Source organism: Flavobacterium sp. CBA20B-1 (assembly GCF_028473145.1).
Lineage (GTDB): Bacteria > Bacteroidota > Bacteroidia > Flavobacteriales > Flavobacteriaceae > Flavobacterium.
In genome coordinates this window covers 1,390,727-1,404,839 of the sequence record NZ_CP092370.1, presented here as the reverse complement: position 1 = coordinate 1,404,839, position 14,113 = coordinate 1,390,727, and the positions used below count along the sequence as shown (strand labels likewise).

At 34.8% G+C, this 14,113-nt stretch carries 9 protein-coding genes; 7 read left to right on the top strand and 2 right to left on the bottom strand.

The genetic code is table 11. The features are described from left to right. The first annotated feature begins 2 nt into the window (after window positions 1-2). Together MG290_RS06975 and tyrS are read left to right on the top strand one after the other, a co-directional pair. Window positions 3-401, top strand: a complete 399-nt coding sequence (locus MG290_RS06975; protein ID WP_264563095.1) for a DUF4296 domain-containing protein — start codon at window positions 3-5, stop codon at window positions 399-401. Between the two features lie 70 nt (window positions 402-471). After that, window positions 472-1,776, top strand: coding sequence for a tyrosine--tRNA ligase (tyrS, locus tag MG290_RS06970; protein ID WP_264563094.1), 1,305 nt, complete (start codon window positions 472-474; stop codon window positions 1,774-1,776). A 57-nt stretch (window positions 1,777-1,833) separates the two neighbouring features. Here tyrS and lysS read toward each other — a convergent pair whose 3' ends face one another. After that, the gene (gene lysS, locus MG290_RS06965) at window positions 1,834-3,537 is read right to left on the bottom strand and encodes a lysine--tRNA ligase (protein WP_264563093.1); all 1,704 of its coding nucleotides are present in this window, start codon (window positions 3,535-3,537) and stop codon (window positions 1,834-1,836) included. A gap of 130 nt (window positions 3,538-3,667) precedes the next feature. On the opposite strand from lysS, the gene lipB reads away from it, so the two are divergent. Then, window positions 3,668-4,369, top strand: coding sequence for a lipoyl(octanoyl) transferase LipB (gene lipB / locus MG290_RS06960; RefSeq protein ID WP_264563092.1), 702 nt, complete (start codon window positions 3,668-3,670; stop codon window positions 4,367-4,369). A 26-nt stretch (window positions 4,370-4,395) separates the two neighbouring features. On the opposite strand, the gene MG290_RS06955 is transcribed toward lipB, so the two are convergent. Then, entirely contained in the window at window positions 4,396-5,001 is a 606-nt protein-coding gene (locus MG290_RS06955; RefSeq protein WP_264563091.1) for a ribonuclease HII, read from the bottom strand. Between the two features lie 104 nt (window positions 5,002-5,105). On the opposite strand from MG290_RS06955, the gene MG290_RS06950 reads away from it, so the two are divergent. From MG290_RS06950 to MG290_RS06935, 4 genes are all read left to right on the top strand, one after another. Next, the gene (locus tag MG290_RS06950) at window positions 5,106-7,154 is read left to right on the top strand and encodes a S8 family serine peptidase (protein WP_264563090.1); all 2,049 of its coding nucleotides are present in this window, start codon (window positions 5,106-5,108) and stop codon (window positions 7,152-7,154) included. 128 nt (window positions 7,155-7,282) lie between these two features. Then, window positions 7,283-10,330, top strand: coding sequence for a SusC/RagA family TonB-linked outer membrane protein (locus MG290_RS06945; protein WP_264563089.1), 3,048 nt, complete (start codon window positions 7,283-7,285; stop codon window positions 10,328-10,330). Between the two features lie 12 nt (window positions 10,331-10,342). Next, window positions 10,343-11,956 carry a RagB/SusD family nutrient uptake outer membrane protein gene (locus tag MG290_RS06940; RefSeq protein ID WP_264563088.1) on the top strand — a complete coding sequence of 538 codons (1,614 nt, stop codon included), beginning with the start codon at window positions 10,343-10,345 and terminating at the stop codon, window positions 11,954-11,956. 100 nt (window positions 11,957-12,056) lie between these two features. Continuing rightward, window positions 12,057-14,081 carry a putative porin gene (locus tag MG290_RS06935; protein WP_264563087.1) on the top strand — a complete coding sequence of 675 codons (2,025 nt, stop codon included), beginning with the start codon at window positions 12,057-12,059 and terminating at the stop codon, window positions 14,079-14,081. Window positions 14,082-14,113 lie beyond the last annotated feature (32 nt).

The following is a 14,113-nucleotide window of genomic DNA, read 5'->3' as shown; positions in this document are numbered from 1 at the left end:
TTATGAAAAATCTAATTTCAATATTTTTATTAATCCTTTTGGTTAGCTGTTCAAACACCGAACAAGCGGTTATTCCACAAGATAAAATGGTCGATGTGATTTATGACCTCACCGTTTCATCAAGTGCCCGAAACACAGCAAACCGAAGAGATACTTTGCAATATGTGGTATCGTATGAACAAATATTAAAAAAACACGGCATTGATAGTTTGCAATTTGTAAAGGCACAAAAAGCCTATCAACAAAACCCCGAACTTTACACGGCAATTTACGATTCGGTGATTCATCGGCTTCAAAAACAATTAGAAGAAGTGCGAAAAACAAAGCCTGCAGAAGAAGAACAAATAGCGCCGGTGGTGAATTTCAAAGAAATTCCATTTTCAAGAAGAAAAAATCAATAATTAGAAAGCTGCATTTTTTGTAGCTTTCTTTAGTTTTGAAAAATGTATATTTGCAAAAAAATAATTTAAAATGAAAAATTTAGTAGAAGAACTACGTTGGCGAGGACTGGTTCACGACATGATGCCTGGAACAGAAGAACAATTAACAAAAGAATCTACTACCGCATATATAGGTTTCGACCCAACATCAGATTCCTTACACATTGGAAGCTTAGTGCCCATTATTTTGCTGAAACATTTACGAGATTTCGGTCATAAACCAATTGCTTTAGTGGGCGGTGCAACCGGAATGATTGGTGATCCATCAGGCAAATCAGATGAAAGAAACTTATTAGATGAGGCTACGCTTACAAAAAATGTAAACGGCATTAAAGCTTTATTATCACGTTTTTTAGATTTTGATGCAAAAGATGAAAATGCCCCGGTTTTGGTGAATAATTATGATTGGATGAAAGACTTTTCGTTCATTGCATTTGCACGCGATGTAGGGAAGCGAATTACCGTAAACTATATGATGGCAAAAGATTCGGTAAAAAAACGTTTTGAAAGCGATGGTGCCGGAATGAGTTTTACCGAATTTACCTACCAATTAATCCAAGGATACGATTTTTACCATTTAAACAAAGAATACAACTGTTTGTTGCAAATGGGCGGAAGCGATCAGTGGGGAAATATAACCACCGGAACCGAATTGGTGCGCCGCATGAATGTTGACAATGAAGAGCGTTCTAAGGCGTATGCAATGACTTGCCCTTTAATTACAAAAGCAGACGGTTCTAAATTTGGAAAAAGCGAAGGCGGAAATGTATGGTTGACAGCAGATAAAACTTCTGTTTATAAATTCTATCAATTTTGGTTGAATACATCGGATGAAGATGCGGAAAAATACATTAAGATTTTTACATTTTTATCGAAAGAAGAAATCGAAAAAATAGTTGCAGAACATAACGAAACACCTCATTTACGTCCATTGCAAAAACGTTTGGCGAAAGAAGTAACCGTTTTTGTGCACTCTGAAGAAGCATTTGAAAACGCTGTGAAAGCATCAAATATTTTGTTTGGAAACGCATCGGCTAACGATTTAAAAGCCTTAGATGCCCCAACTTTTTTAGAAGTTTTCGATGGTGTTCCACAAGCAGAGCTATCAATGGAAGATTTAAAAGCAGGGATTGATATCGTTGAAGTTTTAAACGCAAAATCGGGCTTTATGAAGTCAAACGGAGAAGCAAGACGCGCTTTAGCAGAAAACGCAATCTCGGTGAACCGTGAAAAAGTGCAAGAAGGTTTTAATTTATCAACAAACGATTTAATCAACAATCAGTTTATTTTGTTGCAAAAAGGAAAGAAAAATTACTTTGTTTTGAATGTGAAATAAATTATATAAAAAAAAGCTGCTTTTATTAGCAGCTTTTTTTTGTACCTAGAACTATCCCTATAAATGCGCAGTTACAAACTTTTCTTCGTTTTCTGTAACAACTTTGGTTAAACCGTAAGAAGCTAAAGCTTTCATAGCTTTATCCCATTTTTTGCCGCTCAAAGCAGCTTGTTCTTTTAAAGAGCTTAGTGCCAATTTATTTTCGTTTTTCTCTAAAATAGCAAGAATAATTTTTTCTTCATCGGTTAATTCATAAGCCGGTGCTGCTTTTTCTGGGCGCATTTGTGGGAAAAACAACACTTCTTGTATCGAAGGATTATTAGTTAAAAACATAATCAATCGATCCATGCCTATGCCCAAACCACCCGTTGGTGGCATTCCGAATTCTAAAGCACGCAAGAAATCTTCGTCGATGAATTGTCCGGCTTCGTCGTCGCCTTTTTCAGACAATTTCAATTGCTCTTCAAAACGCTCACGCTGATCAATTGGATCGTTCAATTCGGAATACGAATTGGCGATTTCTTTACCGCAAACCATCAATTCAAAACGCTCTGTTAACTCTGGATTTTCACGATGTTCTTTTGTTAAAGGCGACATTTCCTTTGGATAATCGGTAATAAATGTAGGTTGAATATAATTTCCTTCACATTTCTCACCAAAAATTTCATCAATCAATTTTCCTTTACCCATTGTATCATCAACTGCAATTCCCATGTTTTTAGCAGCTTCGCGAATTTCGTCTTCGGTTTTTCCATCAATATCAAAACCAGTAAAATCAATAATCGCTTGGCGCATAGTTACGCGTTTGTACGGTGCTTTAAAATCTATTTCGTGTGCTCCGAAAGTCGCTTTGCTGGTTCCGTTCACAGCAATGGCACAATGTTCCAATAATTGCTCGGTAAAATCCATCATCCAGTTGTAATCTTTATAGGCAACGTAGATTTCCATTGCTGTAAATTCCGGATTATGGGTTCTGTCCATTCCTTCGTTTCGGAAATTTTTAGAAAACTCGTAAACGCCTTCAAATCCACCAACAATTAAACGTTTTAAATACAATTCGTTGGCAATACGCATGTACAAAGGAATGTCTAAAGCATTGTGATGTGTTACAAACGGACGCGCCGCTGCACCACCAGGAATCGACTGTAAAACCGGGGTGTCAACTTCTAAATAGCCACGATCGTTGAAAAACGAGCGCATAGCATTGTATAATTTGGTGCGTTTTATAAAAATCTCTTTATTTTGTGGGTTTACAATTAAATCTACATAACGCATGCGGTAACGCAACTCTGGATCAGTAAAGGCATCAAACACATTACCTTCGTCATCGGTTTTTGGCAATGGCAACGGGCGCAAGGTTTTAGAAAGAATTGAAAATTTTTCAACGCGAATACATTTTGCACCTACTTGTGTGGTAAATAATTCGCCTTCAATCCCAATAAAATCACCTAAATCGGTCAATTTTTTAAAAACGGTGTTGTATAATGTTTTGTCTTCGCCGGTACAAATCACATCACGGTTTAAATACAACTGTATTCTGCCTTCTTGATCTTGAATTTCTGCAAAACTGGCTTTACCTTGATCGCGTACACTCATTAATCTGCCGGCAGTTACAACCTTCTTGCCTTCTTCAAAAGTGTCCTTTATCTGTTTCGATGTATGATTTACCGGAAACAAATTAGCGGGATAAGGATTGATGCCAAGTGCTCGTAACTTGCTCAATTTTTCTCTTCTGATGATTTCTTGTTCTGAAAGTTGCATAAAAATTAAAATTTCTTTATTTAATCTGCAAAATTAATTATTTTTTGTTTTTTGATACCAATTTCTTTGAATCTTTTTTAAGATAAAGGTTGATTATATTTGATTAAATTTGACTAAAATTTTCAACGAAATGAATAAACAAGTTCAAATACAAGATTTAGGTTTAAAAGATTATAAGGATACTTGGGACTACCAAGAGGATTTATTTCAAAATATCCTGAATCTAAAGTCGCAAAACCGTAAAAATGAACATGCTATACAACCTACACCGAATTACCTTTTATTTGTGGAACATCCGCATGTATATACCTTAGGAAAAAGTGGAGATTTAGCGCATTTGTTGTTAAATGAAGAACAATTGGCACAGAAAAATGCCACTTTTTATAAAATAAACAGGGGAGGAGATATCACATATCACGGTCCTGGGCAAATTGTGGGGTATCCTATTTTAGATTTAGATAATTTTTTTACCGATATTCACAAATATTTACGTTTTTTGGAAGATGTAATCATTAAAACCATTGCCGATTACGGGTTGAAAGGCGAACGCAGTGAAGGAGAAACAGGAGTGTGGTTAGATGTTGGTACTCCTTTTGCCCGCAAAATTTGTGCAATGGGTGTGCGTGCTTCGCGTTGGGTAACTATGCATGGTTTTGCTTTAAATGTAAATACCAATTTGGGATATTTTGATCATATCATACCGTGTGGCATCCGTGGAAAAGCAGTAGCTTCTTTAAACGTAGAATTGGGAGTGGAAAAAGTAGATGAAGAAGCCGTAAAACAAAAAATTGTGTATTATTTTAAAGAACTTTTTGAAGCCGAGTTTGTATAATATAATAAGGAGTGAAATTTCACTCCTCATTTATTCAAATCCAAAACCAATTGTTCCGGTAATAAGCGAAATGTTTTGCGGTGGTATTTGCAAGGGCCGTATTCCAAAATAGCTTCTCGATGTTTTTTAGTAGGATAACCCATATTTTTATCCCAACCATACATAGGGAATTCTTCGTGCAGTTGTAACATATATTCATCGCGATATGTTTTAGCTAAAATAGACGCAGCCGCAATACTTAAATATTTACTATCACCTTTAATAATAGTAGCGTGCGGAATTTCTTTATATGGTTTAAAGCGATTGCCATCAACAATAATAAAGTCGGGTTCAAAATGTAATTGCCCAACGGCTAAGTGCATCGCTTTGATTGATGCATTTAAAATATTAATTTCATCAATAACATCCTCGTAAACATGCGCAATACGAAAGCAGTCACTGTGTTTTTCAATAAAATGTCTTAATTGATTTCTAGAATTTATTGATAATTTCTTAGAGTCATTAATTAATTCACTCTCTAATTCCGGATTGATAAGTATTGCAGCAGCAGTAACCGGACCAGCCAAACAGCCTCTGCCAGTTTCATCAGTTCCAACTTCGTATTTTAAGCCGCTAAACGTTTTTAATAACATAACAGAATGTTAAATATTACAATAATTTGATAAAAATGAAAAGATTACAACAAAATTACATAAATTTGAAATGTTAAACGTATTATGATTAATATTAAAATATAATGAAAAATAAAATTACAAAGTTGTTTTTGGCTTTATTAGCATTTTCGTTAGGTAACGCAAATGTGCAAGCACAAGAGGAGCAAAGAATGCCTGATTATGTTCTAAAAGCTACAAATATTGAGTACTTAAAAAAGTTTGCTCAGGAAAAAGCAATGGAATATGAGGTGAATTATCAAAAGGCAGTAGAGATAGCAAGGAGTGAAGGGAAACCTATTTCTGGTGAAAAAGACGGCAATGCTTTTGCTCTATTTGGCTACGATGAAGAAACAGGAGGGCTAATCTATAATACTACATATAATGTAGAAGGGTCTGAAAATATGTATTTTAATAATTCAGCTGTCGCTAGTTCTTTACAAACAGCTAATGCTAAGCCGCTACATGCTGCTGGTATTGAAGGTGCAGGAATGATTACTGGAGTTTGGGACGGTGGTGCTGGCTTACCAAATCACGTAGCTTTCACAGGGGGGCGTTATCAAATAAAAAATAACGCCAATAATGGATCTAGTGCAGAGGGAAGATCTCATGCTGCTCACGTAGCAGGTACTGTTGCTGCAGGAGAATTTGGAGATAATACAGCAAAAGGATTTGCTTACGAGGCGATAATACATGCATATAACGGCATAAATGTTAATGATATCCCTGCTATGACTAGTGCTGCAACTACATTGGTTAATCCTATCTATGTGTCTAATCACTCTTACGGTCTTAATTTTTCACAATCAGGTGCATCAGCATCAATTTTTGGTCAATATAATTCACGAGCTAGAGATTATGATGAATTAGCCAATAATGCACCTTATTATACGATAGTATTCGCCGCAGGAAATGATAGAGATGCTAATTTTAATCCATCTCAACCAAATGGTAAAGATTTATTAAGTCAAGCAGGGGTTTCTAAAAATATAGTTGTAGTTGCTGCTACTCAAGGTACAGAAGATTTTTCAGGAATTACGGGGGCAACGTCTGTTGTTAGTGTAGCAGGCGTAGGGCCATTTATGTCTAGTTTTAGTAACTACGGTCCAACAGATGATTTTAGAATTAAACCTGATATTTCGGCAAAAGGTGTAAATGTGAAGTCTACTGATAATTCTGGGCTGGCGGATACCTCTATTAAAAGCGGTACATCAATGGCTGCTCCAGCAGTAACGGGTGTGTTTACTTTGTGGCAAGGTTATCATAACGAAGTTAGAACAAAGTATATGAAATCGGCATCTGTTCGCGCGTTGATGGCGCATACTGCCAGAGAAACAGGACCGTCAGTAGGACCTGATTTTATGTTTGGTTGGGGGCTGATTGATGCGGCAAAAGGCGTAGAGATTATAGATGAAGCAAAAGCTGGTACCGCTATATTTGAAGAGTTTGAGATTGCGCAAGGAACAACTTTTGAGTATGAGTTTTCTTATGATGGAGTAGAACCATTGGTTGCTACAATTGCATGGAATGATCCTGCAGGTACGGTAACGCCAAGTTCAACATCTAATTTAAACATAAAAAAACTAGTGAATGATTTGGATTTGCGATTAATCAATATGGATACAAATCAAACCTATTATCCTTGGTCATTAGTTCAAAACATGGGGATTTCGCATACGTCATCTAATATAGCAACTCGTCTTGTGGATAATGCTAGAGATAATATTGAAAAAATTGAACCACAAAATGCAGCAGCAGGTAATTACAAATTAATTGTTTCGCATAAAGGTACACTACAAGGAGGTATGCAAGAGTACTCATTAATTATTTCTGGAGCTGGAGGAATTATGCCTGCAACTGATGGTACAGTTTCTTTAGAAAATGAAGTATTGAACAACCTGACGCTTTATCCAAACCCTGTTAATACACAATTAAATATTGAAGGTGATTTGCAAACGCTTAAAAATGCTAATATTGCTATATTTGATGTAAGTGGTAAAAAAGTGAAAGAATTTAATATGGAATTTACTACAAATAATGTAAATCTAGATGTATCTGAATTAAACACTGGAATTTATATGATTAAGATTTCAAAAGAGAATATCCAACAAAGCTATAAGTTCATTAAAAAATAATTATTAGCTATTGTTTTAAATAGAAGAGAGAATTGTTACAACAATTCTCTCTTTTTTATGTGTTAAAAATTTGTTATTATATAAAAAAGGATTAGTTTTGTACTTAAACTAATTCAAATTAAATTAATATGAGATCAAAGTTTACTTGGATTTTAACTCTGTTCTTTGCTTTAATGATGCAAGTAGGTTTTGCACAAAAGCAAGTGACTGGAGTTGTAAGGACAGAATACGGTGACCCAATTCCCGGGGCTACTGTAATGATAGTTGGTACTAAATTAGGTACTGATACAAATTTAGAAGGGGAATATACATTATCACTTAAAAAGGGCGATAGAATTCAAGTAAATTACGAAGGATATAAGCCCGCAACCGTTACCGTTTCAGATTCAAACATCTTAAACGTAACTTTAATTGAAGCCGATTTTACAGATTTAGGCCCTGGTTTAGTTGTTGATATTTACAGAACAACATCTAAAGAAGAAAACGCTAATGCAGTATCCTCTGTAACTTCTAAGACAATTGAAGGTCGTCCTAATGCTTCGATTATTCAAACATTACAAGGTCAGGTGCCTGGTTTGAACATTATGACAGGTTCTGGTCAACCCGGTGCTACGAGTCAGGTTACATTACGTGGTCCTGGATCAATTAATGGTTCAACAGAACCTTTGTATGTAATCGATGGTATTCCAATGTCATCAAATCGTTTCCGTTCATTGAACCCTAACGAAATTGATCGTGTGGATATTTTGAAGGATGCTGGTGCAACAGCTATCTACGGTAACCGTGGAGCAAATGGTGTAATTGTTATTACCACTAAAAGAGGTTCTTTTGAATCTGATTTAAGTATCCGATATATCGGAACTACTGGGGTTTCATCTATTCAAAGAAACCAGTATAACTTGATGAATACTGCAGAGTATGATGATTTCGTTCGTACTGCAAGAGGTTATTATCCAGGTATTGGTTCTAATTTAACAGCTGCTCAGCGAGCTATCGATACTAAATGGACGGATGTATTCTTTAACGATGCTATTCAACAAACGCATACTGTTACTTTTAGTGCTGGTGCTAAAAACCTTTCAACGTTTACATCAGTAGGTTACTCTGAATTTGGAGGTATTTTGAAAAATACTGATTTAAAGCGTTTCAACTTAAGAACGAATTTAGATGGTAAAAATAATTCAGGAAGATTAACTTATGGTACTACTTTTAATGCAAATTATTCAAAATCAAACATGGAAAATTCTGCAGGTAGTAATGGTGTAAACCAAAATTACTTTTTAGGTGCATTTCAATCTTTACCATATTTGAATCCAAACAACTACTCAAATGGCTTTAATTTGTATGATGACTATAGAAATGGACGTGTCGGTATATCTGACGGTATGCCTTTATTCTTGTTAGATAAATTAAATACTACTGGTTTTGGTCAAAATGAGTTAAAATTATTAGTTAATGGTAATATTTCTTATAAATTAAGCGATCACTTTAAATTATCTAATCAATCAGGTGTAGATTACCAAAATATCAATCAAAACAGTTGGACGAGATATGATGCTTTTAATGAGTATTTATTTGGTGTCCCACAGAATAGAGAGTTTTTTGGACGTGTTGGTGATATCAAAGAAGAGCGTATGATTTTTACAACAAATACAAATTTACGTTATGAAAATACCTTTAATGAGGTACATAAAGTAACAGCTGCGGCATTTGTAGAATATGTAAAAGCACACTTTAGATCAAGTAGTATCAGTAAACAAGGTTTTGATCCGATCTTTTGGTCAGATGGTGGTTATACCGGTTGGGTAGGTAGTGCAGTTAATTATCAATTATATGCTCCGACAGCTGGTTTATCTAGACAAGATGCAGGTTTGTTCTCATATTTTGGAACAGCTAGTTACGACTATGACAGACGTTATGGTTTAGATGCTACAATTCGTCGTGATGCTTCTTTCCGTTTTACAGATGATAACCGTTGGGGAACATTCTGGTCAGTGGCAGGACGTTGGAATATTAGCAATGAAGCTTTTATGAAAGATTCTGCTATCAATACTCTAAAATTAAGAGGTTCATATGGTACATCTGGTAACCAAGATATCTTGAATACTGGTTTATTTGGTGCTGCTCATTTATATGACACACGTTATGCTTCAGGTGTTGGTTATAATGAAGAGTTGGGCTTAGCTTTAACTGGTTTACCTAATAGAAACTTACAATGGGAAGTTATTACGCAAGCAAATATTGGTGTAGATTTTGGTGTATGGAATAATCGTTTAAGAGGTAGTGTAGATGTGTATAGAAAACAAACAGATGATTTGTATCTTGATACACCAATTTCTGCGATTAACGGATCTTCTACAATCAATGCAAACTTTGGTTCTATGAAAAATGATGGTGTTGAAGTAAACATTGCAGGGGATTTGATTCGTAAAGATGAAACAAATACTAAGTTAACTTTGAGATTAGTTGGTGCTTATAACAAAAACGAAGTGTTAGAAATTCCAACTGAAGATGGTACTTATTGGGACGGAAGTCTAGTAGGTTACCGTGAAGGACACATGTTTAATGAATTTTATATGGCAGAATATCTAGGAATTAATCCTGATAACGGTAACATGATGTTCCGTAGTAGAGATGGTGGTGTTACAGAAGAGCCAAATGATGGAGATTTCCAATGGTTAAATAAATCTGCAATGCCAATTTATCAAGGTGGTTTTGGATTAGACTTTACACATAAGGGCTGGTTCTTAACAGCTGACTTTACTTATGCACTAGATGCATGGAGATACGATAATGAGTATTATTTCTTTACAGCACCTACTTTGATTAAACAAAATAATTTAACGAATGATTTACGTGATTATTGGACACCTGATAACAGAGATGCAAGTTTCCCTGCATTAACAGGATCGAATTTCTCTTACGGTTCAGGTTCATCATTCTATTTACAAGATGCATCTTACCTAAGATTAAGATTCGTAACGTTAGGTTACAACTTTAATCCTAAAGATCTTGGTTTTATGAAGTTGAGTGGTTTAAGAGTTTTTGCACAAGCTGAGAACTTATACACTTGGACTAAATGGAGAGGATGGGATGCTGAAAGTTCAAGATCTGTTGATTATGGACAATATCCAACACCAAGAACAGTTTCTTTCGGTGTAGAAGTTCAATTTTAATAATAAATGATTATGAGAAAAATATTTTTAACTGCATTGTTAGCATCTGCTTTTTTAGCAGGTTGTTCCGATGCTTACGATATAGAGCAGGCTGGAGTTGTTACTGAAGAAAGCGATGTTTTTAGAGATGCAAATGATATTGGTAAGGGTTTAAGATATGTATACGCACAATTTCCTGGCGAGTCTGAAATAAATTTTGATTCTTATTTTACAGATGAATTAGGTGTGGGTGTTGGAAATGCCGGACAAGGTATTAACGACGGTAGCTATACATTTTTATTACAAGCCGGAAATGACGATGTCCAAGCGATTTGGGGAAGTTATTACGGAGTAGTTAACCGTGTAAACAGAATACTTAGTCGTATCGATGAAATGCTGTTACTCCCTGATGCTGAAACTGCTGAGCTTAAACAGCATAAGGCACACGCATTAGTTCTTAGAGCGTACTGTCATTATAAGTTATTTGCATTTTTTACTCCTGACTATACCAATCCTAATGGTTTGTCTGTAATAAAGTTTGACTTTTTACAAACAGATGATTATACACGTTTTGAGAAACGATCTACTGTAGCAGAAATCGTTGCTTTTATTGAAAAAGATATTGCAGATGCTAAAGCACTTGTTGTAAATACTGATGGTACTCCGGGAAATATTTCTCCTGGTGGAAACATGTCAGGTAGTGGTTATGTAACTAATGAAATGGTTGAATCTATTTTGATAAAAATGTATTCGATGTTGCAAACTGCTGACTCTTATAATAAATTAGAAATATCTTTCAACAAGGTAGCCGCTAACAAATCTATAGCAGATGTAATTACTTATATCGGTATGTTTGGTGAGAGTGCATCAGGTGCTGATTTTAATGAAGGAATTTTTAAATTAAATAGGGTTTCAACTCAAGGAACAGTGCAATCTGGTGTAGCATCTGCATGGTATCCTGCTGAAGTTGGAGAGGCTCCATATATGGAAATGGGACGTTCATTATATAATGAATTAGATAAATTAGAGCCAGCAAAACAAGGAACACCATATAGTTCTGATAGATTAGAAGCACGTTATTTAGTTAACGTATTTAATACTTCCCAAGTGGCAACTAATTATGCTTCTTTATCACAAGATCAATATCGAGCAAACGATTTGCTATATATTGGCAAATATTCTGGAATTCCGAATAGACCTTTAATGAATAGTCTTTGGATGTTCCGTTTTACTGATATGTTGTTGTCTCTAGCGGAAAAGCGTGCTTTTGAAGGACAGCTTACAGGTACAGTTGCTCTTAATGATTTCAGTAATGTGGAGTCAATTATCTACAACATTCGTGTAAATAGAAATTTAAGTATGGATAGTACACCTTTGTCTATGCCAACAAATTTTTCAACACAACAAGCGGCTTTCGCTCGTATTTTAGAAGAGCGTAGAGTAGAGTTTGCTTTTGAAGGACATCGCTACTTAGACATGAAGCGTTTGGGTGTTCGTGCAGGTTCTCCTGGATTTGTACGTGATCCACAAGATTGTGCTTCTACAAATGCTTGTAACTTACCTGCAACTAGCACGAAGTTAACAATGCCAATTCCTAGATCGGAAATGGTTTCAAACCCTAATATGGTTCAAAACCCTGGTTATTAATCGGTAGTTTTTGATAGTAAATATAAAAGAGATGCTTTTGCATCTCTTTTTTTGTTATGATAGTTGCTAAAAAAATGTACTTTTGTGTAAAATTTGCATTATGCGTTTTCTTTTGGTTTTTATCATCTTTTTTTCGGTACACTGCAATGCACAAGTGCGAAAATTCGATAAAAAAATAAAATCGGGTACTACTTTAAGTACCAATAAAATAGATAATACTTCTGTGAGTAGGTTTTCTTCCATGAATTTACCTGCAAATGATTCTATAAAGATTAAAAAAATCATTACTAAAACTGGTGATACGGTGGCGCCTATCGATCAGTACAAAATTTTCAATGAAATAAATGGTACTTCTAATTTTGATACCATCCTCAACATTAAAAAGCAATATCAATTCAACTACTTGCGCAAAGATCTTTTTGGATTGTTACAGTTTAATAACGACGGTCAAACTTTTCAAGAATTAAACCCCAACCTTTTATCGGTTAATAATATCATCAATATGGGGTTTAACGCTAGACGGTTTTCATACCTTAACAAAGAAGATATTAGCTATTATAGGGTGCCAACACCTGCCTCTGAATTAATGTACCGCAGTGTTACTGGAAAAGGGCAAAACTTAGATGCATTAATCACTATGAATGTTTCAGAACAGTTGAATTTTTTTTTAGGATACCGAGGTTTGCGCTCACAAGGTAGATATGTAAACCAACTTACATCAAACGGTAATTTTAGAATCGGATCGAGCTATTTTACTAAAAACAAACGTTATCAATTTAAAAATCATATCACTTTTCAGGATATTTCTAATGAAGAAAATGGCGGTTTGGTTTTTGTTAATGATTTTGAATCTTCTAATGAGCCTTTTAACAACCGAGAAACGCTTCGGGTGCAAATTGCTGATGGAAAATCACTTTTTAAAGGTTTACGAGGATATTTCGACCACAGTTTTCAAATTAATAAGTCAGAAAATAACAAAGCGTTATTGCGTCACCAGCTTACTTATGAATATTTTTCAAATACCTACCAACAAGTTAATACCAATCCTTTTAATAGCAACACTCCTTATTTTGGCTCTTCTTTTGCATCAAGCATCTATGATAAAGTACGTCACACTCGGTTTGAAAACACCTTTGATTTAGCTTTTGATTCAAAAAAAATAGGTCTGTTTGCTATAAGCGCAGGTGTTTATCATTTTAATCATAGGTATCAATCAATCGTTTTTGATGAGTTTAACAATAAAATTCCCAATCAATTAATTGATGATATTATCACGGTTGGCGGCTCGTATTTGTTGAATAAAGAAAAAATAGTAGCCGATGCTTCTTTTAAACAATCAGTAGTGGGAAGATCTTTAACCGATTTTAAAATCAATGCAGCTTTTAATTTGAACGAAAACTACGGATTACAAGCATATTATCGTTTAGAAAGCAGCATTCCCGATTATACTTATCAGTTTTTTCAAAGTGGATACATTGGTTTGAACTGGTTGAATGATTTTTCGAATGAAAAAATCAGTACATTAAACGCCAAAATTCATTCGCCTTGGATTGATATCGAAGGAACTTATCAGCTCACTACCGATAAATTATATTTTAGTAATGATGCGCTGACTTTAAACCAAAACGGAAGGTTTCAACAATTATTAGTTTCACCCAAGCAATACGGTAAAACGATTAATTACTTTATGATTAAAGGGCAAAAGGAGTTTGCATTTGGCAAATGGGCATTAGACAACACCGTTATGTTTCAGCAAGTAATTCAAGAAGATGCCATTTTGAATGTTCCGCAAATAGTTACCCGAAACACCGTATATTTTCAAGATTTTGCGTTTAAAAAAGCATTGTTTTTTCAAACAGGTATCACTTTTAACTATTTCACAAAATATTATGCCAATGAATACCATCCGGTTTTAGGTGATTTTATAGTGCAGAACCAAGTAAAAGTGGGTAATTTTCCCATGTTTGATTTTTTCTTAAATGCCAAAATAAAAACCGCACAGATTTATATCAACATCGATCATTTCAATTCGATGCTAACTGGTTACAACTATTACAATACACCTACATATCCTTACCGCGATTTAACTTTTAGATTGGGCATGAAATGGAATTTCTTTAATTAAAAAGTTGAGCAATACCACTTTTTTCGTTTCTA